Genomic DNA, 25,837 nt, shown 5'->3' with positions numbered 1-25,837 from the left:
AGTATAAAAAATAAGCAGGGTGTCTTATGGCAATTGCAAGAAAGCGACAAGTAAGTTTGGTTGATACAAAATATTACCACTGTATCTCGCGCTGTGTTCGACGTGCTTTTCTGTGTGGCGAAGACCACATTACAGGTCAATCTTACGAGCATCGACGAGGGTGGGTTGAAGATAAGTTGCTTGAATTAGCCAAGATATTTTGTATTGACGTCTGTGCTTATGCAGTCATGAGCAATCATACGCACTTAGTGTTATATGTTGATAATAAAAAAGCGAATAGGCTTAATAATAAAGCGATTGTTATTCGGTGGCACAAGCTGTGCAAAGGCACCGTACTTACGCAAAAGTACATACAGGGCGAAAAGCTAGGTAAAGCAGAGCTTATTTTTTTTAATCAAACAGTAAAAGAATATCGAGAGCGCCTATCAAGCATTAGCTGGTTTATGCGCTTATTGAATGAAAATATAGCGCGTAGAGCAAATAAAGAAGATAACTGCACAGGTCGATTTTATTCGCTGCCATCCATGGCGCTCACCCTTCGGGCCGCCTAAGGCATTCAAAGTTGTTCCATACAACTTTGTGGGAAGGTCGGTTTAAATCTCAAGCACTCCTTGATGAAGCCGCATTTGCCGCCTGTATGGCGTATGTAGATTTAAACCCAATTAGAGCTAAAATGGCTAACACTCCAGAAGAGTCAAACCATACCAGCGTCCAAAAACGTTTAACGTACGCAAAAGAGGGTAAACAATCAAAACAGTTACTTCGCTTTGCAGACATGTCACGTCAAATTATTCCAAAAGGGTTACCGTTTGAGCTTAAATCGTACCTTAAACTTGTAGAGTTAACAGGGCGTTGTATAAGAGAAGATAAGCGAGGGTATATTAAAAGTACACACTTACCCTTACTCGAAAGAGTGAATATTTCCCCCGAAAACTGGTTAAAACTCACGACCCGATTTACACGCGTATTTCAATGGTGCAGTAGGCAGGCCCACTTCACAAATAGGTTACTGCGAAAATTTAAATAGAAAACGACGAGCCAATATAAGTAATTGTGAAAAGCTATTAGCATAAAGCTTTAATTACTCAGCTGATAAGTTGAAACTGCAACATGCAGTTATTTTTATGCGTGTAATTTAGGTTTAACAGCGGTCATGTTTTATTTAATGAGTGCTTTATGAATAACGATAGAAAAAGAGATAAACGCTGAGTAAAAAAAGTAAATTTAATAATACAGTTTTGCTTGTTAAATAAGAGTGGGTGTCTAGTTAAACTTTAATCAAAATTGATCGATGATGAATTTAAGTTGGTTTCAGCGCATGAGTTTGGCCATTCTATACTTATTTATGTAGGAGGTATTAATTTATCTTGGGGTCATAAAGGTAGTACAAATGTTCTCCTTCAAAATGTTAAAGCGTCTTCTCCAGGTTATCCAAATCAAGGAAAGATTGATCTTATGAAGTACTACAATGACACAAAAAATACGGCTAATCTAAAGCAACGCATTACACGCAGTGAAGCGCTTGAAGTTGATATAAAAAGATTAATTTGGAGTTCTGAGGTCCTATGGAAAGATTAAAGGTATTAATTTTTGGATTACTAATAACTTTTGTATTGAGCTCATGTTCAAGCATTTACTGGGCTAGTGTTAAAAACTCTACAGCTGAAGAGTTAATGGTTAAATTGGTCTTTAAAACTGAGTACGGTACTCAGGTAATGGACATGCCATTAAAAGCAGGTGAAGTAAATGTTTGGCAATATGAGCAGTCATCAAGTGAATCAAAAATAATGGATAAATATTTATCTTCAATTGAGATAAGTGACGACAGTGGCTGTTACATAGCTTTTAATAGAGAAGAGGTAAAAAAGAAGGTTAAAAATACAACGCGGCAAATCGTAATTTCTCCTGATGATTTTCAAAAAGCTTGCGAGAGGAAAGTTAATTTAAACACACCATAAAAATCTTTTGTAAAGCTTACCTAAAGGATCTGACTTTAAGTATAAATTTAGCTTGGTACTATGTTTAGTCTTGTAAGATTTATTTTAAAAGTTAAACATCATTAAAATAAATCTTACGAGACAATCATCATTCATTTAAGTGAGTATCACTTTGGCTTTATCAACATCAGCTCAGCATTTTTCCCATCGGTTAATATCGCTATATGACCTTGCGTGGTTACATAAACATCTCTTAATCTTCCTGTTGCTTCTGGAAATACGTGAGACTGGGTGAATTCACCATTTGCCAAATTAACGCTGTAGAGCTTTTTATCAACGAGTGTGGTGATGAGTACATGTTGTGCAAGTGAAGGGAATGCAGTGTGTTTAGTGCCGTAATACGCCATGCCTGACGGGGCGATTGATGGCGTCCAATCTACGCTTGGCTTTTGCATACCTTTATATTCCGTAAAGGGCGAAATATGCGCTTGCGAGTAATCTTTGCCATAGGTGATCACCGGCCAGCCGTAGTTGGTAGCTGGCGTTAAGTAATTTAGCTCATCGCCACCGGCGGGGCCGTGCTCGTGGCTGACAATTTGATCGGTATCGTAATCATATACTAAGCCCTGTGGGTTACGGTGACCGAGCGAGTAAACAGCGTGTGCATGGGGGTTTTTGTGATTAATAAACGGGTTATCTTTTGGGATAGTGCCATCCAGGTTTATACGTAATAGTTTGCCCAGTTGGCTGGTTATCACTTGTGCTTGCTCTCTAAAATCAAAGCCATCACCGGTTGAAAACAGTAGGGTGTTGTCGGGTAAAATAAGGGCGCGGCCAGCGTAGTGCTGTGGGGTGTTTTTATCAGTCGTTACTTTATAAATAACGTTAGGCTTTGAAAAGTCAGTGCCATTAAAGGTGGCTTTGGCAACAACAAGCCTGTTTTCGCTTGCATCACCTTGAGCATAAGTAAATATGACTTCTTTGGTGGTGTTAAAATTAGGCGACAGCACTATATCAAGTAAGCCGCCTTGGCCTGCAACGTATAAGCCTTCAAGGTTTAAATTTACTCTAGTTTGCTGATTGTTTTTTACAATAACAATGTGTCCGTCGCGCTCTGTGATTAGCCATGTCCCGTTTGGAAGTTTAACCATGCTCCACGGCGAATTTAATTTGGTAGCGAGTGTGTGAGTACTGTACTGCTCTTTAGGTAATGTAGATGCACTGGCCGTTGATGCAAAAAGCCCTACATATAAACATAGTGCGAACTGAGAGAGTCGTTGTTTACATTGCAAGCCTTTGCTACTGTAAGGAAAAAGCTTTATTTTAAGTTGAGATAACCATGCCATTTTTAACACGTGTACTCCCTATATTTTTAGTTTCTTGGTTACTTACCTTTACTCTTGCTAGCTTGTTTCATAGCCAATACGTTGTCAATCAATTAGTTAATGTAGGCGTAGTCGTCAGCTTAAGCGAGCGTATCAATTTAACGCTAGATGATTGGTTAGGTTTATTACCTACCTATGGCGCTATTATTGCCATAGCGCTTGCCATTGCGTTTTTAGTGACTGCAAAGCTTACTAAAAAAGTTAAACAATACAGTATGGCGTTATTTATTGCTGCGGGTATTACTGCTTTTGCTGTGGTTTTAGTGGCTATTGAGTCGATTATGAATATTCATATTATAGCGGGCGCACGTAGATGGGGCTTTTATTTACAGTTACTAGCAGGTGCGCTAGGTGGCTTGCTGTTTGCCCTGTTAACTAAGGCGTTAGCCACTAAACAGTAGGTTAAATAAAAAACTCAGTGGCTAACGCTAAGCATTAACCACCTCGTAAAAATACGATGTAAAACGTTAATTAAAGCGCTACATAATAAGCGCTTTAATTGCCTCTAAACCTTTTCTAAGGGTGGCTTCATCGTTGGCGTAGTTAATACGTACGCACTGATGTTTGTGCTCCCAGCTATCGTCAATGCCAATAAAAAAGTTATGCCCAGGAATTATATATACGTTTTGCTCTTTAAGTTTTTGATAAAGCATTTCGCTGGTTATTTTAGAGTCTTTAAACCATAGCCACATAAAAAACGCGCCTTCGAGTTTATGTAAGTAAACAGGCAAGTCTGCAAAAATTTCATCAAACAGGTTTATGGCTATCTCTGCTTTATTTTTATAAAAAGGTAATACCGTATTTTTACACAAAGGCAGTAATTCGCCTTCGTTAATTAAGCGGGTTACTAAGCTTGGGCCAATAGCGTTAGGCGATAACACCATTGAGCCATTAACACGGCCAATGGCTTTAATTATTTCGTTATTGGCAACCACAATACCTGTACGCAGGCCTGGCAAGCCCAATTTTGAAAGCGACATACATAATATAATGTTTGAGTTCCAAGTAAGGTTTGCATCGGTGTAAATACAGCCCGGGAAAGGGTCGCCGTAGGCGTTATCAATAATTAGGGGAATATTGTACTTGTGTGCTAGGGCGTCAAGGTGGCGTACTTCCTCATCGGTAATGACATTACCAGTTGGGTTGGTAGGGCGCGATACGCACAGCGCGCTAATACTGCTATCTTCAGCAAGTACTTTTTCAACCGCACCAAAATCAATCACGTATTTAAATTGCTTAGAGCCACTGGGTGTATTTAAAATTTCGATGTCGGGCTTGATTGCCACAAACATATCATCAGATAAACCTTGGTCGGCGTAACCTACGTATTCAGGTGCAAGAGGGAAGAGAATACGCTTGGTACTGCCATCACTCATTTTGCCCGCAAGCATATTAAACAACACAAAAAAGTTAGCTTGGCTGCCATTACCCAGTGCTATGTTTTGCGTTGTTAAACCCCAGTCAAACTCGCTATTTAGCTGTTTAGCAAGGGCAGCTCTAAACTCGTCATTGCCAGTTGGCCCATCGTACAAACCAAATACTTGCGATACTTTATTACTGGCTACTAGCTTTTGTAATTCATCTAAAAATACGGCATTAACCTGTGGTACGTGTGCGGGGTTACCGCCACCTAGCATAACAATATTTGGATTATTGCTTGCGTTAGCGCTGCCTAAATCTTCCATAAGCTGCGTTATTCCGTTGGGTTGTGTAAATTTAGTTCCAAAATTTGAGTAGTTCATAATACCTACGTGTGCGCTAATAACGAGGAGGGCAGTATAGCGTAAATAAAGGGCTTTAAATTGCATGTTGAGAATAATTCACGGGCTTAGAACTTTAAACCCTTTAGGGTATAATTAACGCACTTTAATACGCTAGGCTATTGTTATCAGTAATTTTGAATCTACTCTACATCACACTGCGCTTGAGGCTGAATCTGCCGACGATTTAAACGAGCCTGTAGTAAAAAACACGCAATTTAAAATGGCTACGTTTAATTTATTTAACTACCTTGAGCCGCCTAATGCGTATTACGATTTTGAAAAAATTTATACCGCAGAGCAGTGGGCCCGCAAACAACGCTGGATTGTAGATTATTTAAATGAGTACGCGCCTGATGTAGTCGGCTTTCAAGAAGTGTTTAGCATTGAATCGTTACAAGCGCTAATGGCGCAGCAAGGTTACGCGTATTTTGCTGTGGTTGATTCGCCAGAGATTATTGATGATTTTATTTATAAAAGCCCTGTAGTTGCTATTGCCTCTAAATACCCTATAACTGCCACAGAAGCGGTTAAGCACAATGCTGCCCTTGCAAGTGACCTTGGCCTTTGCAGTGACTTTACGTTTAGCCGTAAAGTATTAAGAGCCACTATTTCATTGCCTCATGTAGGTAATACTGATTGCTACGTTGTTCACTTTAAATCTAAACGCCCAATATTAGAGCCTGACGAAAACACGAAATCATTGGCAATCACAGATAACGAACTTTCGCCCGAAAAAAGCATAATTGAAGCGTTTAAAGCAAATGTGGCCGGTTCATGGGGCTCCACCATTCAGCGTGGCAGTGAAGCCACCTTACTAATGATAGAAATGATTACCCGACGCGAAGCCACACAACAGCCAATGGTGTTAATGGGCGATTTTAATAACGACCTAGCAGATGGCGTGTTGAGTCATTTATTAACGAATACATTGCGATCTGCCCCAGCGTTTGACGTTAAAGCCTACCTTGCTAAATATTGTTTAAATGACGCGTGGCAGTTATTTAAAACACTAAAAATGAGCCAACTTACGGCGCACAACACACAGCAAAACGCTGGCAGCCATACAGATGATCAACAAAGTAATGGCTCTGCTGCGCTGCAACAGTCAATAAACGAAGCTACTTCGCAAATAAATAATACTGCGCCGTTATTTATGCGCAGCCCCACCCATTACTATGGACCAAGTAGTTCGGTACTTGATTATATTTTACTCTCGTGTGAGTTTGACCCAAGTTACGATGATAGCTTTTATGAAGTGAGCGATTATCATACATACGACAGGCATTTAATAAACCCAGAATACGAACGAGACGATTTAACAACAGATCATGCAGTGGTATCAATTACGCTAACGTTAAGGAGTTAATACGTGAGTAACATTTATAAATAGGTTTGCAGCTTTTACATTATTACTGGCCCTATAAATTATAAGTAATTAATTATAAATGACTTATTTTAGGCTTGAAACTTGCTGTAACTAATGAGTTAAAACAATTTTAAGGAAATAAAAATGACTGAAGTTGCGCTTTCTGCCTATATGGCGTTTTACGTTTATTTAATAATGTTAGTGGTACAGTGGTCGGTTGCTACCTTTAGCAAAGCTAAACAGCCTAATGCTGTACCAGGTAAAATAAGCGATGATTTATCGCACGACAGTTTTATATTCAGGGCTCATCGGACTTTTCATAACACACTAGAAAACAGTGCGCTATTTATTGGTACTGCGCTGTTTGCATTTGTTATAAATTACCAAAGCCCTATATTTGCTATGTGTGTTTGGGTGTATGTAATAGCGCGATTAATTCATATGGTATTGTATTACGTTATAGCTACCGAGAAAAACCCAAGCCCACGCACTTACTTCTTTTTAATCAGTTTTATTGCCAATATTGTCATGCTAATTTTAATTGGCTTAAGGTTACTGGCTTCCTAGACACAAAGTCGATTAGCCTATAACCTCTTTAGCCGATTGAATTTTTTGGTAAATGTATGGTACTAAGTTATTAATATTTAGTAGTTATCCGTGAGGAGTTAAAATACCCTCAAACCTATGTTTAGTCTTTCTAGCGATTTTTACACTACTTAAATTTAGTTGCGACCATATATCTTGGTAGCATCAAGGTAATAGGCATTTACCATATATGAAGGCCTGCTAAGTTAAAACCTCAGAATATTAGTATGGGAGTTACAGAAGCTTTTAATAAAATTATTTTCTACTTGTGTATGAAGTTTATAGTAGCTCTGACTTAATAAGCTAAGCTTAGAGCTCTTAAGAGAGGCAAATTTATTCGCTAATATAGAATCAAACAAAGCAAAAAAATCGAAGGCTACAAATAGTGCCTTCGCCTTATGCTAGTATTATGTGTGTAATTTTTTATTCAATATTAACTTGTGTACTTGTTACTATCCCATCGTAATTGACAGAAACGATAACTGTACCGTTACTATTCGAATTACTCGTTAACCTATATCTAGCCTGATTGGTTCCAATATTAATTAATTCAGCATCTGCAATTGTGCTACCATTTACACTCCAATTGGCAAATTCTGAAACATTCAAACTAGAAGAGCTATCACTATAGTTAGCGGTTAATGTTAAATCTAAAGTACCCAGAGGGCTTAATGTTAATGGATTTTCAACGTCATTAATTTGAATGCTTTCTAGGGTTGCGTCGCCTTCAACTTGTACGGCTACTGTTTTATGCACTCCACCACAACTTGCAACAAGCTCTGTAACGCCTGGTTTTAATGCTAGTAAAGTACCTTTATTTTCGCCCTGTTTTGTCACACCTACAGTATATGAATCTAACGTAGACCACTTTATAGTATTGTCTATATCGAAAGGAGAAGGATTGTTTATTAGATTGGCTTGCGCAGCTACGTTTATACGAGAACCTAAGTTTAATTTGATAATATCCTTAGATGTATCATCAGAAAGAATATCAATACTCTCTAGGTTAACTGGATTGGCAGTGACAATTAAGGTATCCGATATGTCGCCTATATTTGCAGTAATTGAAGTGTTCTCAATTTCATTTGATGAGGTATATAGTGTACCGTTGTTATCGATTAACGCGCTTGTTTTATCATCAAGAGTAAAACTAATATCTTTTATTGTATTTAAAGATATATAGCCATCTGAATAAGTAATATCTGCAGTAATACTCGCTTCTATACAGGTATTAATGTCACCTATTTCTGGTGAGGCTTGCTTTAGTTCTATGCTCGAAACAGCTTCATCACTAATTGACATTTGTCCTTCACCGGATATTTCATTTATTGTAGTGCCAGTAACCGTAATCAAGCCTCGATCCAGTGGAGAATTAGCAATGGCCGTCACTAAGCCACGACTATTGACAGTGGCTACTTCTGGGTCGCTTGTATTCCAAGTAAGCTCATCGGTTACATCCCTCGTTTCTCCATTACTATCAATACCCATGGCTTTAAGCTGAAATTGTTCTCCCGGTCTAATGCGTGTTTGATTATTGATAATAGTAACGGTTTCTATAATTGTACCTTCAGTGCGAAGCTCTTCGAGAGTGACTGCTTTTTTTAGGTCGGTTGACTCAGTATCAGAGCCACAACCAGTGACTGCCATTAATAATATCGAAATAATAGAGAGTTTGTGGGAGGTGTATTTTATTGCCATTTAGGATTGTACCTTTTAAAATGAGAGAATGACTAAAATTGGTAAGTAAAACCAAGAGAAATAGCTGTTATCTCGATATCATCTTTATCATAAAGTGATTGATAGCCAAGCCTAACTTGGGTGTTGTCTAAGTATGGAATATCTTGGTGCATTGCCACACCCCAAGCAAAGCCTTTATATTGAAACTCATCATTTATAGTTTCTTCTGGGCCATTTACCGTTATATCTGTTTGCGCATAGCCGACTGAAACATCTAAACCGAAACCGTTAACAACATCAGATTGCATTACGAAGAATAACGCGGCACTTTTTTCTATGTCGAATTCAATCCGATAAAGGTTATCTTTCTCGTTGGCGGTTAGGTATTGGGCTTCAAAAGCCATATTATTGTTACTGACCCCTAAACGAAGTGCAGTTGATTTTGGCTTAACATCTTCGTTACTAATTGCCATTTCAGGTAATACATAGTCAACACCAATATATGCGGTGTCTGCAAAACATTGCGTTGAGGCACAAAATAGGAGTAGATAAAGAGTTTTTTCCATATGAAAGTAAACTATCCGTAAATTATTATAAGTAAGGATGGTATATAATTGACTTAACTTAATCAAGGGAAGAGATTCGCTTGGATAAGATTAGGAACAGATTATAAATGTTTGATTTAATAGCGTAATGCGTGATAAAAATCGCGCCACTCTAGGCTTACGTTCTTATCATGATTAATCTACACCAATAAATCCACCGGTTTGATGCGCCCAAAGGCCAGCATAAATACCATTTTGTGCAATAAGCTCTTCATGACTGCCTTGCTCTACCACACCACCTTTATCAAGTACGATAAGTCTGTCCATTTGCGCAATAGTCGATAGCCTGTGGGCAATTGCAATAACCGTTTTTCCTGTCATTAAGTCATCTAAACTTGCTTGTATGGCAGCTTCTACTTCTGAGTCGAGCGCACTGGTGGCTTCATCGAGTATTAAAATAGGTGCATTTTTAAGTAATACCCGCGCTATAGCGATACGTTGGCGTTGCCCGCCAGATAGGGTGACACCGCGCTCCCCAACTTGTGCATCAAACCCTTTATTGCCTTTGCTATCTTCTAAATCACTTATAAAGTCGAGCGCTTTAGCTTGCTTGGCAGCGCTGAGCATTTCAGCTTCTGAGGCATCGGGTCGGCCGTATAAAATATTATCTTTTACAGAGCGATGCAGCAGGGAGGTGTCTTGGGTAACCATAGCTATATAACGGCGAAGGCTTTCTTGGCTTACATCGGTAATGTTTTGGCCATCAATTTTAATGGTGCCAGAGTCAGTATCGTAAAAACGCAGGAGTAAATTCACTAAGGTTGATTTACCTGCGCCAGAGCGGCCCACTAAGCCAATTTTTTCACCGGGTTTTATATGTAGGTTTAGGCCGTTCATTACAGGACCACGATTGGTTTCGTTAGCGGCTTTACCATAGTTAAAATGCACGTTTGTAAATTCAATATTGCCCTTAGTAACTTCAAGCGTGCTCGCATTGGGTTTGTCAGCTACTTTGATTGGCGTCGATAAGGTTTTCATGCCATCGGTGGCGGTACCAATGTTTTCAAACAAACTGCTTATTTCCCACATGATCCACTGCGCCATGCCATTTAATCTAAGCGATAAACTTACAGCCACTGCAATTGCGCCTGCGCTAATTGCACTTAACGACCACAAATAAAGAGAGAGTGCGGCCACGCTAAATACTAATAAGTAATTTAGGCTATTAATAGCAAAGTTAAGGCTGGTTACTAACCGCATTTGCTTATAAACCGGTTTTAAAAAAACATCCATGCTTTGTTTAGCGTATTGTTCTTCGCGTTGCGTGTACGAAAAAAGCTTAATGGTCGATATATTTGTATAGCTGTCGACTATTCGGCCGGTCATTTCTGAACGTGCATCGGCCTGCGAGCTGGCAATTTTTTTAAGTTTTGGCACAAAGTACATTTGAATGGCGGCATAAGCAATTACCCACACTAAAAGTGGCAGCATTAAACGCCAGTCTGCTTCGGCAACTAAAAACACCATAGCGCCAAAATAAACCACTATGTACATTAGTACATCGAGCAGCTTCATCACGGCTTCGCGCACGGCCAGTGAGGTTTGCATTACTTTTGTGGCGATACGCCCTGCAAACTCGTTTTGATAAAAGCTCACACTTTGACGTAATAAGTATCTATGCGCCAACCAACGAATCGACATAGGGTAATTACCCAGTAATGCTTGGTGCAAAATAGCCGAGTGAAAAAACACCACAATAGGCAACACCACTAAAAGCACTACTGCCATTTTTATAAGCTCGGCTTTTTGCTCTTCAAACAAAGTTTGTGGTGTGTAGGTGCCCAACCAATCAACCAATTGGCCCATATAGCTAAACAACGATACTTCTAAAATAGCAAGCAGGGCAGCACTAACAGACATTAAAACTAGCGACAATTCCATGCCTTTAGTGTAATGACGACAAAACGCAAATAAGGTAGAGGGTGGCTGAGTTGGCTTTTGCTCAGGAAATGCGTTGGTCATTTTTTCGAATAATCGATACATTTTATAAACTTAAATGACAAATAATAGAAAAGGATCATATCATTTAAGGAGCGCACTGTAGAACTTTAACGACTAAATGACACCGCTAATTTTATCGAAGAGGGTTTGTAAGGTTTACGCCTTTAATCATGTAAATGTCGTCATAGCGTAACCCCCCATTTCCGTAAGGATTTTTGTGAGGGCCCGTATTGCAGTTAGCTAAAAAGTAGCTAAGTGGGCGTTCGCGTTTCATTCTAAAGGTGGCATTTTTATATACTAAGGTTTGGTTTTTAAATTCGCCGCCTTGCACGTATACATTGTATTGCTGACCTTGCATTTTTACCGATGCATTATTAACAACGTACCATATGTTGTACCAACTGTTTGTATCAAGTGGTTGAGCCGATTGCGCTTGTGCATAGTTTTGGATATTACTATAGCCCTTATCAGTTTTGACCATTAGCGCACCGGTATTAACTAAACCGTTTGATTCGGTTTTATCTGTAACCCGAAGAGTGGCTTCGAAGGCATCGTAGCCATGAACGTTTATTTGCTCTGGCTCTAAATTACTTAAGCCAAAAGCATGGTTATTTGGAAAAGAGGCAACGTTAATACGTGTAAAAAAAGTGTAGGTTTCGCCAACTGGCACTGTTTTTGGCAGCTTTTTATAGCTAAGGGCTTTACGGTTTCCAACAATCCCCTTTTCGGCGGGCTTTTTAATTAAAAAATGGTTAATCCCTTTGGTTGTCTCCTCAACCTCTATTTTAGTCACTTGTGGGTTAGCGACATAAGGTTGAGTTTGATTGTCTGTGTCGGCCTTTGTCCAGCCTTTTAGTGGTTGTTCAAAGTTATCTACTAGTAGCCACTTTGCAGAGGGGGCGTTTTGATTGTTTTGGCTACAGGCTAATAATCCTGAGCAGGCCACTAATAGTAAGCTGTATTTAACGCGCATAATCCCTCTTTTACTAATGTAAGTATATAAATTGGTATACCAATACATGGGTTTTAATTTTTAAACCTTGAAATCTATGTAACCAATTTGCTGCAAATTAGTCAACCAATATTGTGTTGTATCTAATCTGCTGACGTTTATATTTTAAACGGGTAAAATAGCTAACAACACACAAATTAAAATAATAAAGGGATTATATGTATACAGGAACGTGCCTATGTAAAGCGGTAAGCATTGAAATTAAAGGGCCTATTTCTCAAATCATTCATTGCCATTGCTCACTATGCAGAAAAAACAGCGGGACTGCTTTTGCCACAAATGGTTTTGTAAATACTCGCGATTTTACACTTACCAAAGGTAAAGATAATTTAACTGAATTTAATTTTAAACCTGGGCGTTCGCACTGTAAAACATGTGGATCACCCATTTACAGTGCGAACGCTCTGGATGAATCACGCTTGCGTATACGTCTAGGGTTGATAGACAGTGATATTACTGAACAGGTCATTTCGCATAATTTTGTTACCTCTAAAGCCAATTGGGAGCAATTAGAAACCCGTTTACCATGCTATGAAAAACACGAACCTGGGCGATAAATTACTCTATGTGATAAATGCTGTTTATGTCGGTGTGAAGGGTGGGCGCCCATGTTTTAAATAATAGCGAATGAGCTATTTCTTCTTTATTGATGTGCATTAAGCTTAGCTGAGAAAGTATCACGACAATATTTTTGTATTCGTTAAACTCTATAAGGGCGATGCAGCTAAAGTGTTGCCTAAACAGGACGAGTAAAGCTTGAAGCTCTTTTCCTGTTTTAGGGTTTAAATTTATAATAATTTGTGCGGTTTGCTCACTGCAGCGACGTATGTTTTGCCAAAATACACTATCTGATAAAAAGTCTTGGTGTACATCGCCACTAAAAATATCAATTGTGATGACATTGTATGTACGCGTGCACGTTGCAACAAACAACTCTGCATTTTGTACGTGCACCGTATGATTAGCGGGCAAACTAAAATGCTCCTTAGCAACGCTTATCATCGCGGGGTTTATTTCTACACTGTCAAACACAGCTACGTTATTTATATAAGCTGTTTTGTTATGTAAATAATGAATGGCTCGTTCAATGCCCGCAGTGCCTAAACCTAAATTTAAAACCCGAAGTGGCTCTGCTGTTTTTAGTAAAAATAACAGCATACATTGATTAACCGCAATCAGTAATTGTTCATTCTCATTAAGGCTCATCACCCCTTGAATAGTAATATCGCTTTGTGCATTTTGGGCAAGTGTTAACCAGCGATAGGCCGTATTTTGATAAACACAAATAGGCCCATATTGGTTGTTACTAGAAGCTATTAAATTGGCAGAGACCGTATCGGCTTTAAGCTGGCGCATAGATTACAATTACAAATAAAACACCTTGTTAGTTTGCCACGAAAACACGCAATGTATATAACATATTTATGTAACAAGGTTTGTAATACGCTTGGTGCATAAACGAGGGAGGCGTGTGTAACTGTGGTTAATTTTTACAGTTGAGCTTACTTGTACAAAGCTTTAACTCAAAATAGTTGCACTAAATAGGTTGTTGAGTAAAGGTAAGGTAAAAAATAAGGAGCTTATAATGCGCAAAACCCCTTTTTCTATTACAACTAAACTTATTAAATTGAGTGCGTTAGCTTTTGCTTGTACGGCAGGGTTAATAGCACACGCTCATGCCAGCATAAAATATGAAGAACAACAAAAGCTACATGATATTGCAGCCGAGGTATCAGCTAAGCGTATTGGGAGTGATATACAAACGCTGGTGGATTTCGGAACTCGCCATACGCTTTCTGACACTAAGTCAGATACGCGGGGCATAGGCGCTGCAAGGCGTTGGATCAAAAAAGAGTTTGAGAAAATATCAGCGCAATGTGGTGGCTGCCTAGAAGTAATTGAAGTTAAAGACACCATATCAGGTGAAAAACGAATCCCAAATCCTGTTGAAGTAGTAAACATTGTTGCAATTCAGCGCGGCAGTACTGAGCCAAACCGAATGGTGATTATGTCGGGCGATATTGATTCGCGCGTGAGTGATGTTATGGACTTTACCAGTGATTCACCAGGTGCCAATGATAACGCCTCGGGCGTGGCAGGTGTTATTGAAGCTGCACGTGTACTTAGCAAATATAAATTTAATGGCTCAGTTGTATATGCGGCACTTTCGGGCGAAGAGCAAGGCTTGTTTGGTGGTAAAATACTCACAGCGTATGCGCAAAAGCATGATTGGCAAGTTCATGGCGTTTTAAATAACGATATGATTGGCAACATTACCGGTATTAATGGCGTTACCGACAATACAACGGCACGCATATTTTCTGAAGGAACACGTGTAGTAGAAACTAAAGAGCAGGCGCGTACGAGGCGATTTACCGGCGGTGAGGTAGACTCAGCGAGCCGTAATTTAGCCCGCTATATAGATACTATTGCTGATAGGTACATCCCAAATTTAGATACAATGTTAGTTTACCGGTTAGATAGATTTGGCCGAGGTGGGCACCATAGACCCTTTAACGATGCAGGTTTTGCTGCAGTCAGAATTATGGAAACTAACGAGCATTACGACCGACAGCATCAAGACTTGCGCACTGAAAATGGCGTGGTTTATGGCGATACAATAGATGGTGTTGATTTTGACTACACTGCAAAACTTACCTCGCTTAACGCTGTAACTATGGCTTCAATGGCGTGGGCCCCAGCACCCCCTAAGCAGGTGAAAATTGAAGGCGCGGTTAAGGCTAACACCACGCTTTCGTGGCAAAAGTCAGATGATGATAATATAGCCGGTTATCGTATTTATTGGCGCTATACCAGTGAGCCACAATGGCAATTTAGCCAAGATGTTGGGAAAGTTACAACAGCCACACTTAAAAATGTGGTTATTGATAACTATTATTTTGGTGTTGCAGCGATAAGTAAAGACGGGATTGAATCGCCAGTGGTGTTCCCAGGAGATGTGGGCTCGTTTGATCATAATATAAAATAACAGCGATTTATTATTGTTTAAGTGTAATTGTGGCTAAAAACAAATCAAATGATGTATTTAAGGTGCAAAGCAGCTGTTTTATGCTTGCACCTTATTTGTTATGCACTTAGAGTGTAAAAAAAAGCAGTAAAGGTTAATAAAATGCAGCAAGAAGAAAAAAAACCATTAACAGCGCAAGAGCAAGCACAAATAGAGCAGCAACGTGTTGCTTGGCAACGCGAATGTTTTCAAAACGCTCAAAAATATTTAGCAGAAAAAGGCATTATGCCTAAATCAGTAATAGACAAAGATAGCCGTTTTTTAGCGCCACTGTGTGCTATGTGGAAATTTAAAGCACAAAACGGTAAGAGCTATTGGGTGATAACAGGGCGCTTACCAACAGATCATGCTGAAGTAAGTGCAGCAAAAGATGCACGCGATGCCATGCGTTATTTTTCGTTACAATGGCAGTTAAAAGCCGATCAAATAATGAGTGTGGGTGCTCGTGATAAAACCCAAGTCGATTTTGCTAACTTACTTATAAACCGTGCTCATGGTTTATACGAAATGCATGAAAACGAGCAACTTTGGGCCAATGAGCCAAAATAGAAAGACGCATGTATGAACATCTAAAAGGGCAATTTACGCCCTTTTTTAATGTACTAACGTAAAGGGTTTGGTAACAAACTGCGATACTTCACAGAGCATACGCTGTCTGGGTATGCCTGCTTCCATAAATACAGTGCCTTGCTGCTTGAACCCATTTTGCTTAAAACGCTCTACTTCATTTAATATGCAATTAATACTAATGGCTTTATGGCCGTCGTTTGCGGCTAGTTGAACAATAAAGGTCAGCAGCGATGTGTATACATGACGATTTCGGTGCTCTGGCAGTACAGCAATTCGGCCTATTAACCCGTCGGTACAAAGCCTGCCTGTAGCAACAGGCAATTTGCATTCATCAGTCACTAAAACGTGGTGAGCAATTTTATCGAGGCTATCAAATTCTATGCGTTTGGGGATGTGTAATTCGTATACAAAAACCTTTTCACGTATTTGTTGTAGCAGGTCTTTTTGTATATCCCACTCTACTTTATTAACTTGATAGCTCATAGAACACCCCTAGTTAAACCAAACTCCCTCATTAACTAGTGTAGTAAAAGTTTGAATAAAAACTAGGCTTGGTTGGGCTTGGTCTAAATCTTCAGTGTTAAAATAACTATTATCAGTTAAAAGTCTAACGGCTTTTAAATCCGAGAGGGGTAATAAATAGTTCTCACCATTAATGCTTAGCAGTAAGGTATCTTCACATTGCTGAAAAATAGCACGTGTGCCACCTAAACGCTCAAACTCATCGTTATTGCTGGCAATTAATTCACTCATTTGTTCGCAAGTTAAAGGGGCTTCAAGCGGTGCTAAGTCCATTTCATGCTTGGGCTGACTTAGAGTGTTACCCAGCCATTGTTTAAATAACTCATCGTTATTAAGAAGCGCTTGCATAAGGGTTTTAACTTTATTGGCTTCGCTATCTAAAAGCTCACCTTTAGCGTCTCTTAGCGTTAATGTGTGATCAGAATAGCGTTTTTGGCCGCTATCAGTATCAATAATATGATCGGCAAAACTCGAAAATAAGTCTTGTTGGTTAGGCGCTCTAAAACCCACTGAATAATTTAAGGCGTTTTCTATAGCATAGCCTTCATGTGGGCACCCAGGTGGTATATATAAAATATCGCCGGGTTCTAAAATACAATCTATTACCGCTTCAAATTGCTCAACCTGGAGTAGTTTTTTATTTTGTGTAAATTGCTTAAGAGTCGGGTCGGGCAAGCCAACACGCCAATGGCGCTTACCTTCACCTTGGATTATAAATACATCATACTGGTCTAAATGTGGGCCCACTCCACCTTTAGGGGTAGAGTAGCTGATCATTAAGTCATCTATTCGCCAGTTAGGTATAAACCTAAACGGCTCTAGCAGTTGTGCAGCATCGCTATGCCAATGATCAACCGCTTGTACCAGTAAAGTTGCGTGTTGCTCAGTGAGTTTTTCAAAGTCTTCAAACGGGCCTTGGTATGCTTGCCAATCGTTATTATGGTTAGTAACAATACGCGACTCTATGCTTTCTTCCATTGCAAGACCGGCAAGCTCTTCTGCCTCTATTGGGTCTTTAAAGTCTGTAAAACCTTGTTTAATCAATAGTGGCTTTTTTTGCCAATATTGGTTTAAAAATTCTTGTTCACTGAGGGGGTTTATTTTTAATTGGTACATAGAGTTGGCCTATAATTTTAAGTACAAAAAAAGCGAAAGGGATTATCCTTTCGCTTTTTATATTTGCAATTGACTACTTAAACTAAATCGTCAATAAACTCAACAGCTCGGCCAATGTAGTTGGCTGGTGTTAGTTTTTTCATTTCAACTTTTGCATGCTCTGGCAGGTCTAAACCATCAATAAAGTCGGCCATAATCTCTTGATTTACACGCTTACCACGCGTTAAATCTTTAAGCTTTTCGTATGGTTTTTCAATACCGTATTTACGCATAACCGTTTGAATTGGCTCTGCAAGTAATTCCCAGTTTTGATCAAGCTCTTCGAGTAAGCGTTGCTCATTTACTTCAAGTTTGCTTACGCCTTTAAGTGTCGATTGATAAGCAATAAGCGTGTAGCCCATGCCCACACCTAAGTTACGCAGTACCGTAGAGTCGGTAAGGTCACGTTGCCAACGAGAAACAGGCAGTTTTTGTGCAAGATGAGCAAATATAGCATTTGCGATGCCTAGGTTGCCTTCTGAGTTTTCAAAGTCGATAGGGTTTACTTTATGCGGCATCGTTGAAGAGCCGATTTCACCAGCAATGGTTTTTTGCTTGAAGTGGTTAAGGGCAATGTAACCCCAAACGTCACGATCAAAATCAAGTAAAATAGTGTTAAAGCGAGCAATAGCATCAAATAGTTCGGCAATGTAGTCATGCGGTTCTATTTGGGTAGTGAACGGGTTAAACGTTAAACCAAGGCTTGTTATAAAGTTACTTGCATGAGTGTGCCAATCGTAATCTGGGTAAGCACTTAAGTGGGCATTGTAGTTACCTACAGCACCGTTAATTTTACCTAGCATTTCTACCTGTGCGATTTGGTCGCGTTGGCGTTTTAAACGCATGTATACGTTAGCAAACTCTTTACCCATAGTTGAGGGCGTAGCTGGCTGGCCATGGGTACGCGTCATCATAGGCACTGCTTTGTACTCAATGGCTTTTTCTTTTATGGCGTTAAGTAATTGGTCACAGTATGGTAATAATACTTTATCGCGAGCTTCTGTAAGCATTAAACCATGAGATAGGTTATTAATATCTTCCGAGGTACAAGCAAAATGGATAAACTCGTTGATAGCGTTGATTTCGCTGTTATCGGCTACTTTTTCTTTTAGTAAGTATTCTACCGCTTTAACATCGTGGTTTGTGGTGCGTTCAATGTCTTTTACACGCTGTGCATCTGCTTCGCTGAAGTTATCAACAATGGCATTTAATAGTGCATTGGCTTGTTCGCTAAATGCAGGTACTTCTTTAATATCGCTTGCTGCAGCTAAGGCTTGCAACCAACGCACTTCAACGGTTACGCGGTATTTGATTAAGCCAAATTCGCTGAAAATACTGCGTAGTTCAGTGGTTTTGCTGCCGTAGCGACCATCCACTGGAGAGATAGCGGTTAACGCTGAAAGCTCCATAATAACTCCTAAATTTTAGTTTTGAACGATAATTAAATTTTTGTTTTTGCAATAGCGAGAATTTTTCTTTTTGCAAAGAAAAAGTGACGGCGTTTACCGCCCATTTGTCGCCATAATACAGCACTGCGAATTCCTGCTAATAAAAGTGCACGAATTTTATTTTGCGTTTGCTGCTGTTTTAATAACTCGGGTTTACCATAAACCTGAATTCGGTGCCCAAGGGGGCTTAGCACCGACGAGTATATATCTGCTAAACCGGCAACTACGGTGTCATCGGTTATGGCAAAGTGATCTAAGCGACGATGAATGTCGTCGATACGGCGGCCAAGTTCAGCTAAGCTTTTTGGCTCGTTATTTAAAATACGTTCAAGTTGCATTAAACCACCTACGTACTTAACTATTTCGACATCTTTTTGAGTGCCAGCAGTCAGCTGTGCCATTAATGTTTTATAGCCGTCGCGTAAGTTATGCGTACCTTGATAAACATCAACCGGTGATGCGGGAGATGTTTGTACAATACTTGTAAAAAGCACATCTAAATCTGAATCGTTTGCACTGCCGTACTGGGCAATTTTTTGTACTTGTTTAGCCACTTGGCACATGGCGGCAAGCGCCATGACTTGGTGTTCATTCATTACTTGATCACCGAATCAATAATACCACCACCTAAACACACCTCATCGGCATAAAATACAGCTGACTGACCCGGTGTAACGGCTTTTTGTGGCTCATCAAACAATACGCGTGCCATACCATCTTCGCCAACGAGAAGGGTACAATTAATATCTTCTTGGCGGTAACGAGTTTTAACGGTACAGCGCGTGGTGCCTTGCGGGCCAACACGGTCTACCCAATGTAATTGATTAGCGTTTAGGCCATTGCTGTAAAGGCGAGGGTGGTCTTTACCTTGCCCTACAACCAGTACATTGCGCTCAACGTCTTTATCTACAACATACCATGGCTCGCCAGAGCCTTCTTTCATGCCACCAATTAGTAACCCTTTACGCTGGCCTAGTGTATGATACATAAGCCCTTCGTGTTCACCTACGTTGTTGCCATCTGTGTCTTCGATCACACCTGGTTGAGCAGGTAAAAACTTTTGTAAAAAGTCTTTAAATTTGCGCTCCCCAATAAAACAAATACCGGTGCTGTCTTTTTTATCGTGGGTGATTAAGTCTTGCTCTTCTGCGATACGGCGTACTTCAGGTTTAGCTATATCACCTACTGGGAAAAGGGTTTGGCCTATATGCTCATGGCTTAAAGTGTATAAGAAATAGCTTTGATCTTTGTTATCGTCTAAGCCTCGGCACATAACGTACTTGTCGTCGCGTAATTCACGACGAACATAATGGCCTGTAGCAATAAAATCGGCGCCAAGTGCTTGGGCAGCAAATTCTAAAAACGCTTTAAACTTAATTTCTTTGTTACACATAATATCAGGGTTTGGCGTTCGGCCCGCTTTATACTCTTCTAAAAAGTACTCAAAAACGTTATCCCAATACTCTGCTGCAAAGTTAACGGTATGAAGCTCGATGCCTAATTTGTCACACACTGCTTGCGCATCTTTTAAATCTTCAGCGGCTGCACAGTATTCGTCATTGTCGTCTTCTTCCCAGTTCTTCATAAACAGGCCTTCTACTTGGTAGCCCTGTTGCTGTAATAAATATGCAGATACAGAAGAATCAACACCGCCGGACATACCAACGATGACTTTAATGTGACTATTTTCGCTCATGAATAATTTCGCTTATACAGTTTGCTGTTAACTTGGAAAGGCCGCGATTATAGCACGCATTTTGTTTTTGCTTAAAGGGAGGAGTAGCGCAAACGCACGTTTTTGTCGTTATTTTATTCATATAACCAATAGCAAATAAGACTGAATCGCATTTGAAATAAAAAATGATGAAAAATTTAAATAAGCCATTGTAAAAAGTTATTTCGGTGCCATTATTACGCGTAAAAATGATAATAATACCTTTATTACCTTGTCATAGCTGTGGAATTCAGCTGCAAGTAATATTCAATCCCCTAGACTCGCGGTTTATTATAAAAATATTTTCAATGGAATGAATATATGAACTATGCCTTTCAGGTTAAAAAGCTCTCAGCATTAATTCAGTTTTACGCTGTAAATACATGCGATAAACTGAATGAACTACTCAATATGCCTACAAGTGATTTAAAACGTGATACGTACACGCTTTTTCATGAGGTTTTTGGGTACACTTTATCCTTAGAGACAAAGCACAGTAGCCCTGTTGATGAGATTTTCGATTCTGTATCGCGTTCTTATGAAGTAAATAGCAAACAAGAAGTTGCCTTGTTTGAAACTATGAAGCGCTGGTGGGGTGAATGGTATTTTGCTTTAAGTATGGATAATTCGCTCTCTTGTAAAAAAGAAGATGCGCCGTACAGCTTCTTATCTAAAAAAATGCATCATCCTATGAAGCGCCACGAGATGAGCCACTACGCCCATTTATTTACTATTTTGCCTATGCCTATCTCTAATGTATGTGCGAAAACAGGTGATATTATTAGGGTTAATCAACGCTTTATAGATGTATTTGGTTATACCGTCGATGACTTACCTAACTTAGAGCAATGGTGGGTTAATGCATACCCAGACCCTCACTATCGAGAATCTGTGAAAAAAACGTGGCAAGCGGCGTTAGAAGTGGGCAATGAAACAGGGCAAGACATCCCCGCGCATGATTATCATGTTACATGTAAAAACGGTAATACGATTACGATGGAAGTATCTGGCATTAACTTAGGGGATGAATATATTGCTGTATTTAACGATGCGACCAAACGTTTGGAAGATCAAAATATTTTACGCGATATGGCGTTTTTAGATTCACTAACGCAAATAGCAAATAGACGTCGTTTTGATGAAAAGCTAAGTAAAGAGTTTGAAAAAGCTGTTGAATGTGGTGACGATTTAGCGATTATTTTAATTGATATTGATCACTTTAAACTATTTAACGACCGCTACGGACATGTTGAAGGTGATTTATGTTTGTATAACGTGGCGCAAGCAATAGCGTGTACGGTAAGCCGTACCGAAGATTTTGTAGCGCGTTATGGCGGTGAAGAGTTTGTTGTATTGCTACCACAAACAGATAAACAAGGGGCTTTGTTTATAGCTGAGCATATTCAAAAGGCAATTGAAGAGCTCCGTATCCCTCATGAAGATAGTTTTACCGGTTACTTAACCCTTAGTATGGGTATTAACGCGATTGGTGAAGATGATAATTGCGATCAAAAAGAGTTTGTTAAGGCCGCCGATAGCGCACTTTATTATTCAAAAAGGCAGGGACGAAATTGTTTAGCATTAAGTTAATTTATAGCGTTGGACTATTTATATAGATTTGAGAATTATACAAAGTGAAAATGTTTAATTATCGTCATAAATAAAGCTAACGTCCTGAATAGGGCGATTCAGGCTGTCTTCAATGCATTTTAAAACGAGATGGCTTCTGAGAGGCAGCGTTTTTATGTCCTCTAAAGTGTGCCAGTCAGCACTCATTATATCTGCATCTTTTGGGCAGGGCTCAGTAGTGATTTGAGCGCCATCAAACAGAAAACAAAAGCGCAAATAATGTATTCCGTTTGCTGCATGTAAGTTGTAAATACCGACTAAACCAATTGGGGTTAAGGTTAAACCTGTCTCTTCAAAAAGCTCTCTGCTGGCTGCTTGAGCCAGTGTTTCGTCTAGTTCTAAATGGCCGGCAGGTTGGTTATAGCAAATAGTAGCAGTAAATTTATCTCGCTCTTTTACTAGTAAAAAGCGGTCTCCTTTTTTTACTACAGCAGCAACCGTCACATGGGGCTTATGCATTTTTACCACCTTTGATAACACTGTACTGAGCGCTCTCAATGCCATCAAGCGTATAATTACCAATGCTGTAGCGAATAAGCCTTAATGTGGGGTGCCCAACATGCGCAGTCATACGACGAACTTGCCTATTACGTCCTTCGTTAATTGTAATGCTTAACCACGTTGTAGGAATCGATTTGCGCTCTCTAACCGGTGGCACGCGAGGCCAAACTTCAGGCTCATCAATAATTTTTACATTTGCGGGTAAGGTAATACCATCTTTTAGTTCAACACCTTTACATAGGGCATTAATAGCGTCTGCACTTGGCTCGCCTTCAACTTGCACCCAATAGGTTTTATTGGTTTTTTTACTTGGTGCGGTAAGGGTATTTTGAAGCTTTCCGCAGTTTGTTAAAAGTAATAACCCTTCACTGTCGCGGTCGAGTCTGCCTGCTGCGTATACATCTTTAATGGGAATAAATTCAGCTAACGTTTTTCTATTGGCATCATCTGTAAATTGACAAAGCACATCGTAGGGTTTGTTAAATAAAACAATTTTTCTATCTTTAGCTGCTATCGCGGGTTTAACTTCACGCGAAGTTGTGCTTTTTTTAGTGAATGCACTGCGTGAGTAAGTTCTACCTGTAGTGCGTTTGTTAGTGCTTTTAGTTGCGCGGTTATGCATTGGTTTATTCACCATTAAATACACCTAGCGGGCTTAGGTAATCCGGCAATTTTAGTCGCTTGTTTTGCAGGCCCCTTCGGGAATAATTTATACAAATAAATACTATTGCCTTTGTCCTCGCCAAGTGCTTTAGCCATGGCTTTAACAAGCATTCTTATCGCTGGGCTGGTGTTATATTCTAAATAAAAATCGCGAACAAAATTAATCACTTCCCAGTGTTGTTCGCTCAAGATAATGTTTTCTTGCTCGGCAATAATAGGGGCCAACTCTTTTGTCCATATGGTGTAATCGAGCAAGTAGCCTTGTTTATCTGTATCGATTTGTTGATTATTAAATTCAAGCATAGGTTACCAGGTAATAGATTGGTTAGTAGATAGTGTCAGGGCAACAAACTCATCGTAATTAATAATTGATTGGCCAGGACTTAGTTTAACCCCGCGTGCATGCGCATCCTCTAAAAGCAACAATAGCGAATCGTTTAATTGAAAATATTGCTTAGCAGCGTAACAGGCATCACCAACAAGGAGTACTTTATCAGTGTCTTTGATTAAGTTTTCAAGCTGGGTTGAGTCGTAATAAGCCAGTGGCTTAGAAAAAATATGTAATGTACTCATAGGTTCACCACAAAATCTTGCTGGCAGATCAACTGTTGTTGCTCAGTGTAATTGAGGCTGATTGAATCAATAATTAATTGAGATTTGTTTAAGTTGTAATCAAGTAATGATTTTTCACATACGTATATGTTTTCTACTTCATAGATTTCAAGCGTTTTGATGTTTTTAAAAAAATCTTTTACACCCAGTTGCTCTGTTGATTGATTATGTTTTAAAGCAAGCACGGCGGGGCCGCTAAATAGCCAGCTAATATTTTGATCAACTGCGGCAAATATAAGCGACATGTCTAGGGCATCGCGGGTATTAAGTTCATCAAAGGGACTGGATTGGCTCATGACTAAAACATTTTTCATTTAAACTGTATCCATTTATCTGCATCACTGGCTAGCATGGCAAATTCTGCAAGCCCAGCAACTGTAAACACACCGGTTTGGCTTGTACTTAAACCGCGTTTTTCTGCTGCAGTAACGCAAAGCATTAAATTAATATTTTTGTCTGCAAGTTGTTGCCAGTGCATAGGGATTTGCAGCTCGTCAGAGGCCAGCTCAAAATGAGTTGATGCGTGATAAATACCATTTTGATACAAAAAAAGTGCATCTATGGTGTGGCCTTGTGCTAAACATGCATGTGCAAACTTTATAATACGTTGCGTTGAGTCATGATCTGAAGGAGGAGTATGTAAAGAAAGAACAAATCGCGCCAAAACAATTCCAATAAAAAAGCCCCAATAAAGGGGCTATTTTAACAGAACTATTTAATTAGTCATCACTTGCGCCAAGAAGGTGCAGTAAAGAAGTAAATAAGTTGTACACGTTTAAGTATAAAGCCACTGTAGCGCGAATGTAGTTAGTTTCGCCGCCATTAATAATACGGCTAGTATCAAATAAGATTAAGCCAGACATAATTAACACAACAGCTGCGTTAAGCACCATAAACATTAGCGAGCTGCCAATGAATATGTTAACTATGCTTGCGACAATAACCACTAATAAACCTACTGTTAAAAAACCACCCATAAATGAGAAGTCTTTTTTAGTGTTTAATGCATAAGCCGATAGTCCAAAAAATATTAATGCAGTAGAACCAAGCGCCTGCATAATAAGCATTGGGCCATTAGGCATAGCCGCATAATAGTTAAGAAGTGGGCCAAGGCCTGCGCCCATACAGCCTGTAAAAGCAAACACCCAAAATACGCCTGAAGCTGAGTCTGCTTTTTTGTTTACAACAAATAATAAACCAAACGAAACCAGTGTGAACACAATTCCCATAAAGTAAGGTAATTGTAATGCCATTGAAATACCCGCCGTAACAGCACTAAATGCTAATGTCATGGCCAGTAAGAAATAGGTGTTTTTAAGTACCTTGTTTGTTTCAATGGTCGACATTACCGGTTTAGCGGTATTGTACGAATGATTAAATGCCATTGTAGAGCTCCTTTAAGTGAAACATGTTTGTTTCGATAATTTAACTAAAATTAGATTACCAACTCTTATATGTTTGGGCAAACCTTTGTAGATCAATAGAGTGTTATTTTTTAATTAAAGTTCATTTAACCACCAAAAATGAGTTTTTTGTTTTATCTTTAAACAAATTAATTGTTTTTTAAGCACTTAAACAATTTTTTTAAAAAAAAGCTTCACAAAGCCAATGGGTTTCCCTATTATGCAGGCCGTGCGGAGAGATGGCAGAGTGGTCGAATGCACCGGTCTTGAAAACCGGCATAGGTTTGTAGCCTATCTAGGGTTCAAATCCCTATCTCTCCA

28 protein-coding genes, 1 tRNA gene and 1 pseudogene are annotated in these 25,837 nt (G+C 39.4%); 11 read left to right on the top strand and 19 right to left on the bottom strand.

Translation table 11 applies throughout. The annotated features are described in order from the left end of the window. Positions 1 to 26: 26 nt before the first annotated feature. The 3 genes and pseudogenes from AN391_RS04600 (at position 27) to AN391_RS04590 (ending at position 1,958) form a co-directional block, all read left to right on the top strand. A pseudogene (locus AN391_RS04600) lies at positions 27 to 1,073 on the top strand (transposase). A gap of 211 nt (positions 1,074 to 1,284) precedes the next feature. Next, positions 1,285 to 1,578 (top strand): hypothetical protein, encoded by a 294-nt coding sequence (locus tag AN391_RS04595; protein ID WP_055014304.1) that lies wholly within the window; start codon positions 1,285 to 1,287, stop codon positions 1,576 to 1,578. Beyond that, on the top strand, positions 1,566 to 1,958 hold the full coding sequence (locus AN391_RS04590; protein ID WP_055014303.1) for a hypothetical protein: 393 nt from the start codon (positions 1,566 to 1,568) through the stop codon (positions 1,956 to 1,958). Before AN391_RS04595 ends, AN391_RS04590 begins: the two co-directional genes overlap by 13 nt. Before the next feature lie 146 nt (positions 1,959 to 2,104). Here AN391_RS04590 and AN391_RS04585 read toward each other — a convergent pair whose 3' ends face one another. Then, entirely contained in the window at positions 2,105 to 3,292 is a 1,188-nt protein-coding gene (locus AN391_RS04585) for a PQQ-dependent sugar dehydrogenase (protein ID WP_055014302.1), read from the bottom strand. Between AN391_RS04585 and AN391_RS04580 the strand changes: the two genes are divergently transcribed. Then, positions 3,277 to 3,723 (top strand): hypothetical protein, encoded by a 447-nt coding sequence (locus tag AN391_RS04580; protein ID WP_055014301.1) that lies wholly within the window; start codon positions 3,277 to 3,279, stop codon positions 3,721 to 3,723. The two genes, AN391_RS04585 and AN391_RS04580, sit on opposite strands and share 16 nt — an antisense overlap. 78 nt (positions 3,724 to 3,801) lie before the next feature. Here the strand turns inward: AN391_RS04580 and AN391_RS04575 are convergent, their stop codons facing one another. Continuing rightward, a complete protein-coding gene (locus AN391_RS04575; protein ID WP_055014406.1) occupies positions 3,802 to 5,064 on the bottom strand; it encodes a valine--pyruvate transaminase in 1,263 nt (420 codons plus the stop codon). 241 nt (positions 5,065 to 5,305) lie between these two features. Between AN391_RS04575 and AN391_RS04570 the strand changes: the two genes are divergently transcribed. Both AN391_RS04570 and AN391_RS04565 read left to right on the top strand, forming a co-directional pair. Further along, the gene (locus AN391_RS04570; protein ID WP_055014300.1) at positions 5,306 to 6,451 is read left to right on the top strand and encodes an endonuclease/exonuclease/phosphatase family protein; all 1,146 of its coding nucleotides are present in this window, start codon (positions 5,306 to 5,308) and stop codon (positions 6,449 to 6,451) included. A 144-nt stretch (positions 6,452 to 6,595) separates the two neighbouring features. After that, on the top strand, positions 6,596 to 7,018 hold the full coding sequence (locus AN391_RS04565) for an MAPEG family protein (RefSeq protein WP_055014299.1): 423 nt from the start codon (positions 6,596 to 6,598) through the stop codon (positions 7,016 to 7,018). Between the two features lie 441 nt (positions 7,019 to 7,459). Here the strand turns inward: AN391_RS04565 and AN391_RS04560 are convergent, their stop codons facing one another. The 4 genes from AN391_RS04560 to AN391_RS04545 form a co-directional block, all read right to left on the bottom strand. Further along, on the bottom strand, positions 7,460 to 8,734 hold the full coding sequence (locus AN391_RS04560) for an Ig-like domain-containing protein (protein ID WP_055014298.1): 1,275 nt from the start codon (positions 8,732 to 8,734) through the stop codon (positions 7,460 to 7,462). Positions 8,735 to 8,766: 32 nt separating this feature from the next. Then, entirely contained in the window at positions 8,767 to 9,279 is a 513-nt protein-coding gene (locus AN391_RS04555; RefSeq protein ID WP_055014297.1) for an outer membrane beta-barrel protein, read from the bottom strand. 174 nt (positions 9,280 to 9,453) lie between these two features. After that, the gene (locus tag AN391_RS04550; RefSeq protein WP_055014296.1) at positions 9,454 to 11,301 is read right to left on the bottom strand and encodes an ABC transporter ATP-binding protein; all 1,848 of its coding nucleotides are present in this window, start codon (positions 11,299 to 11,301) and stop codon (positions 9,454 to 9,456) included. Between the two features lie 91 nt (positions 11,302 to 11,392). Then, positions 11,393 to 12,232, bottom strand: a complete 840-nt coding sequence (locus AN391_RS04545) for a hypothetical protein (RefSeq protein ID WP_055014295.1) — start codon at positions 12,230 to 12,232, stop codon at positions 11,393 to 11,395. Between the two features lie 197 nt (positions 12,233 to 12,429). On the opposite strand from AN391_RS04545, the gene AN391_RS04540 reads away from it, so the two are divergent. Beyond that, on the top strand, positions 12,430 to 12,828 hold the full coding sequence (locus AN391_RS04540; RefSeq protein ID WP_055014294.1) for a GFA family protein: 399 nt from the start codon (positions 12,430 to 12,432) through the stop codon (positions 12,826 to 12,828). 1 nt (position 12,829) lies between these two features. Here AN391_RS04540 and AN391_RS04535 read toward each other — a convergent pair whose 3' ends face one another. Then, complete coding sequence (locus AN391_RS04535) at positions 12,830 to 13,627, bottom strand: spermidine synthase (protein ID WP_055014293.1); 798 nt, start codon at positions 13,625 to 13,627, stop codon at positions 12,830 to 12,832. A gap of 229 nt (positions 13,628 to 13,856) precedes the next feature. Between AN391_RS04535 and AN391_RS04530 the strand changes: the two genes are divergently transcribed. Together AN391_RS04530 and AN391_RS04525 are read left to right on the top strand one after the other, a co-directional pair. After that, positions 13,857 to 15,260 (top strand): M28 family peptidase, encoded by a 1,404-nt coding sequence (locus AN391_RS04530; RefSeq protein ID WP_055014292.1) that lies wholly within the window; start codon positions 13,857 to 13,859, stop codon positions 15,258 to 15,260. 141 nt (positions 15,261 to 15,401) lie between these two features. Beyond that, positions 15,402 to 15,848 carry a DUF4826 family protein gene (locus AN391_RS04525; RefSeq protein ID WP_029772653.1) on the top strand — a complete coding sequence of 149 codons (447 nt, stop codon included), beginning with the start codon at positions 15,402 to 15,404 and terminating at the stop codon, positions 15,846 to 15,848. 45 nt (positions 15,849 to 15,893) lie between these two features. Here AN391_RS04525 and AN391_RS04520 read toward each other — a convergent pair whose 3' ends face one another. The 5 genes from AN391_RS04520 to mnmA form a co-directional block, all read right to left on the bottom strand. Beyond that, positions 15,894 to 16,352, bottom strand: coding sequence for a GNAT family N-acetyltransferase (locus tag AN391_RS04520; RefSeq protein WP_055014291.1), 459 nt, complete (start codon positions 16,350 to 16,352; stop codon positions 15,894 to 15,896). A 9-nt stretch (positions 16,353 to 16,361) separates the two neighbouring features. Beyond that, positions 16,362 to 17,507, bottom strand: a complete 1,146-nt coding sequence (locus AN391_RS04515) for a cupin domain-containing protein (protein ID WP_055014290.1) — start codon at positions 17,505 to 17,507, stop codon at positions 16,362 to 16,364. A 77-nt stretch (positions 17,508 to 17,584) separates the two neighbouring features. Beyond that, positions 17,585 to 18,955, bottom strand: a complete 1,371-nt coding sequence (gene purB / locus AN391_RS04510) for an adenylosuccinate lyase (protein WP_055014289.1) — start codon at positions 18,953 to 18,955, stop codon at positions 17,585 to 17,587. A gap of 32 nt (positions 18,956 to 18,987) precedes the next feature. Further along, positions 18,988 to 19,590, bottom strand: a complete 603-nt coding sequence (gene hflD, locus AN391_RS04505; RefSeq protein ID WP_055014288.1) for a high frequency lysogenization protein HflD — start codon at positions 19,588 to 19,590, stop codon at positions 18,988 to 18,990. After that, positions 19,590 to 20,690: a tRNA 2-thiouridine(34) synthase MnmA gene (gene mnmA, locus AN391_RS04500; RefSeq protein ID WP_055014287.1), complete on the bottom strand. Its 1,101-nt coding sequence runs from the start codon at positions 20,688 to 20,690 to the stop codon at positions 19,590 to 19,592. Before mnmA ends, hflD begins: the two co-directional genes overlap by 1 nt. Positions 20,691 to 21,029: 339 nt before the next feature. On the opposite strand from mnmA, the gene AN391_RS04495 reads away from it, so the two are divergent. Next, positions 21,030 to 22,298, top strand: coding sequence for a diguanylate cyclase (locus AN391_RS04495; RefSeq protein WP_055014286.1), 1,269 nt, complete (start codon positions 21,030 to 21,032; stop codon positions 22,296 to 22,298). Between the two features lie 54 nt (positions 22,299 to 22,352). On the opposite strand, the gene AN391_RS04490 is transcribed toward AN391_RS04495, so the two are convergent. Genes AN391_RS04490 through AN391_RS04460 form a run of 7 tightly spaced genes read right to left on the bottom strand, consistent with a single transcriptional unit; the run spans position 22,353 to position 25,498 of the window. Further along, on the bottom strand, positions 22,353 to 22,796 hold the full coding sequence (locus tag AN391_RS04490; protein ID WP_055014285.1) for an NUDIX domain-containing protein: 444 nt from the start codon (positions 22,794 to 22,796) through the stop codon (positions 22,353 to 22,355). Further along, a complete protein-coding gene (locus tag AN391_RS04485) occupies positions 22,789 to 23,475 on the bottom strand; it encodes a pseudouridine synthase (RefSeq protein WP_055014284.1) in 687 nt (228 codons plus the stop codon). Before AN391_RS04485 ends, AN391_RS04490 begins: the two co-directional genes overlap by 8 nt. Next, a complete protein-coding gene (locus AN391_RS04480) occupies positions 23,475 to 23,804 on the bottom strand; it encodes a TusE/DsrC/DsvC family sulfur relay protein (protein WP_055014283.1) in 330 nt (109 codons plus the stop codon). The genes AN391_RS04485 and AN391_RS04480 overlap by 1 nt, the downstream gene beginning before the upstream one ends. 3 nt (positions 23,805 to 23,807) lie before the next feature. Then, positions 23,808 to 24,074 carry a sulfurtransferase complex subunit TusB gene (gene tusB / locus AN391_RS04475; RefSeq protein ID WP_055014282.1) on the bottom strand — a complete coding sequence of 89 codons (267 nt, stop codon included), beginning with the start codon at positions 24,072 to 24,074 and terminating at the stop codon, positions 23,808 to 23,810. Beyond that, positions 24,071 to 24,427, bottom strand: a complete 357-nt coding sequence (locus AN391_RS04470; protein WP_055014281.1) for a DsrE family protein — start codon at positions 24,425 to 24,427, stop codon at positions 24,071 to 24,073. The genes tusB and AN391_RS04470 overlap by 4 nt, the downstream gene beginning before the upstream one ends. Further along, a complete protein-coding gene (gene tusD, locus AN391_RS04465; protein WP_055014280.1) occupies positions 24,424 to 24,777 on the bottom strand; it encodes a sulfurtransferase complex subunit TusD in 354 nt (117 codons plus the stop codon). The genes AN391_RS04470 and tusD overlap by 4 nt, the downstream gene beginning before the upstream one ends. A gap of 55 nt (positions 24,778 to 24,832) precedes the next feature. Next, on the bottom strand, positions 24,833 to 25,498 hold the full coding sequence (locus AN391_RS04460; RefSeq protein WP_004586716.1) for a Bax inhibitor-1/YccA family protein: 666 nt from the start codon (positions 25,496 to 25,498) through the stop codon (positions 24,833 to 24,835). A 251-nt stretch (positions 25,499 to 25,749) separates the two neighbouring features. Between AN391_RS04460 and AN391_RS04455 the strand changes: the two genes are divergently transcribed. Next, positions 25,750 to 25,837 (top strand) — tRNA-Ser (locus AN391_RS04455).

Origin of the sequence: Pseudoalteromonas sp. P1-13-1a (assembly GCF_001401875.1) — a bacterium.
GTDB lineage: Bacteria > Pseudomonadota > Gammaproteobacteria > Enterobacterales > Alteromonadaceae > Pseudoalteromonas.
The sequence above is the reverse complement of the archived record's forward strand: the minus strand, read 5'-3'. Positions and strand labels throughout refer to the sequence as shown.

Excerpts from the sequence above, each read along its gene's own strand:
- AN391_RS04590 (WP_055014303.1), top strand. The coding sequence starts at position 1,566 with ATGGAAAGATTAAAGGTATTAATTTTTGGATTACTAATAACTTTTGTA.
- AN391_RS04580 (WP_055014301.1), top strand. The coding sequence starts at position 3,277 with ATGCCATTTTTAACACGTGTACTCCCTATATTTTTAGTTTCTTGGTTA.
- AN391_RS04575 (WP_055014406.1), bottom strand. The coding sequence starts at position 5,064 with ATGAACTACTCAAATTTTGGAACTAAATTTACACAACCCAACGGAATA.
- AN391_RS04570 (WP_055014300.1), top strand. The coding sequence starts at position 5,306 with ATGGCTACGTTTAATTTATTTAACTACCTTGAGCCGCCTAATGCGTAT.
- AN391_RS04565 (WP_055014299.1), top strand. The coding sequence starts at position 6,596 with ATGACTGAAGTTGCGCTTTCTGCCTATATGGCGTTTTACGTTTATTTA.
- AN391_RS04560 (WP_055014298.1), bottom strand. The coding sequence starts at position 8,734 with ATGGCAATAAAATACACCTCCCACAAACTCTCTATTATTTCGATATTA.
- AN391_RS04555 (WP_055014297.1), bottom strand. The coding sequence starts at position 9,279 with ATGGAAAAAACTCTTTATCTACTCCTATTTTGTGCCTCAACGCAATGT.
- AN391_RS04550 (WP_055014296.1), bottom strand. The coding sequence starts at position 11,301 with ATGTATCGATTATTCGAAAAAATGACCAACGCATTTCCTGAGCAAAAG.
- AN391_RS04545 (WP_055014295.1), bottom strand. The coding sequence starts at position 12,232 with ATGCGCGTTAAATACAGCTTACTATTAGTGGCCTGCTCAGGATTATTA.
- AN391_RS04540 (WP_055014294.1), top strand. The coding sequence starts at position 12,430 with ATGTATACAGGAACGTGCCTATGTAAAGCGGTAAGCATTGAAATTAAA.
- AN391_RS04535 (WP_055014293.1), bottom strand. The coding sequence starts at position 13,627 with ATGCGCCAGCTTAAAGCCGATACGGTCTCTGCCAATTTAATAGCTTCT.
- AN391_RS04530 (WP_055014292.1), top strand. The coding sequence starts at position 13,857 with ATGCGCAAAACCCCTTTTTCTATTACAACTAAACTTATTAAATTGAGT.
- AN391_RS04525 (WP_029772653.1), top strand. The coding sequence starts at position 15,402 with ATGCAGCAAGAAGAAAAAAAACCATTAACAGCGCAAGAGCAAGCACAA.
- AN391_RS04520 (WP_055014291.1), bottom strand. The coding sequence starts at position 16,352 with ATGAGCTATCAAGTTAATAAAGTAGAGTGGGATATACAAAAAGACCTG.
- AN391_RS04515 (WP_055014290.1), bottom strand. The coding sequence starts at position 17,507 with ATGTACCAATTAAAAATAAACCCCCTCAGTGAACAAGAATTTTTAAAC.
- purB (WP_055014289.1), bottom strand. The coding sequence starts at position 18,955 with ATGGAGCTTTCAGCGTTAACCGCTATCTCTCCAGTGGATGGTCGCTAC.
- hflD (WP_055014288.1), bottom strand. The coding sequence starts at position 19,590 with ATGAATGAACACCAAGTCATGGCGCTTGCCGCCATGTGCCAAGTGGCT.
- mnmA (WP_055014287.1), bottom strand. The coding sequence starts at position 20,690 with ATGAGCGAAAATAGTCACATTAAAGTCATCGTTGGTATGTCCGGCGGT.
- AN391_RS04495 (WP_055014286.1), top strand. The coding sequence starts at position 21,030 with ATGAACTATGCCTTTCAGGTTAAAAAGCTCTCAGCATTAATTCAGTTT.
- AN391_RS04490 (WP_055014285.1), bottom strand. The coding sequence starts at position 22,796 with ATGCATAAGCCCCATGTGACGGTTGCTGCTGTAGTAAAAAAAGGAGAC.
- AN391_RS04485 (WP_055014284.1), bottom strand. The coding sequence starts at position 23,475 with ATGGTGAATAAACCAATGCATAACCGCGCAACTAAAAGCACTAACAAA.
- AN391_RS04480 (WP_055014283.1), bottom strand. The coding sequence starts at position 23,804 with ATGCTTGAATTTAATAATCAACAAATCGATACAGATAAACAAGGCTAC.
- tusB (WP_055014282.1), bottom strand. The coding sequence starts at position 24,074 with ATGAGTACATTACATATTTTTTCTAAGCCACTGGCTTATTACGACTCA.
- AN391_RS04470 (WP_055014281.1), bottom strand. The coding sequence starts at position 24,427 with ATGAAAAATGTTTTAGTCATGAGCCAATCCAGTCCCTTTGATGAACTT.
- AN391_RS04460 (WP_004586716.1), bottom strand. The coding sequence starts at position 25,498 with ATGGCATTTAATCATTCGTACAATACCGCTAAACCGGTAATGTCGACC.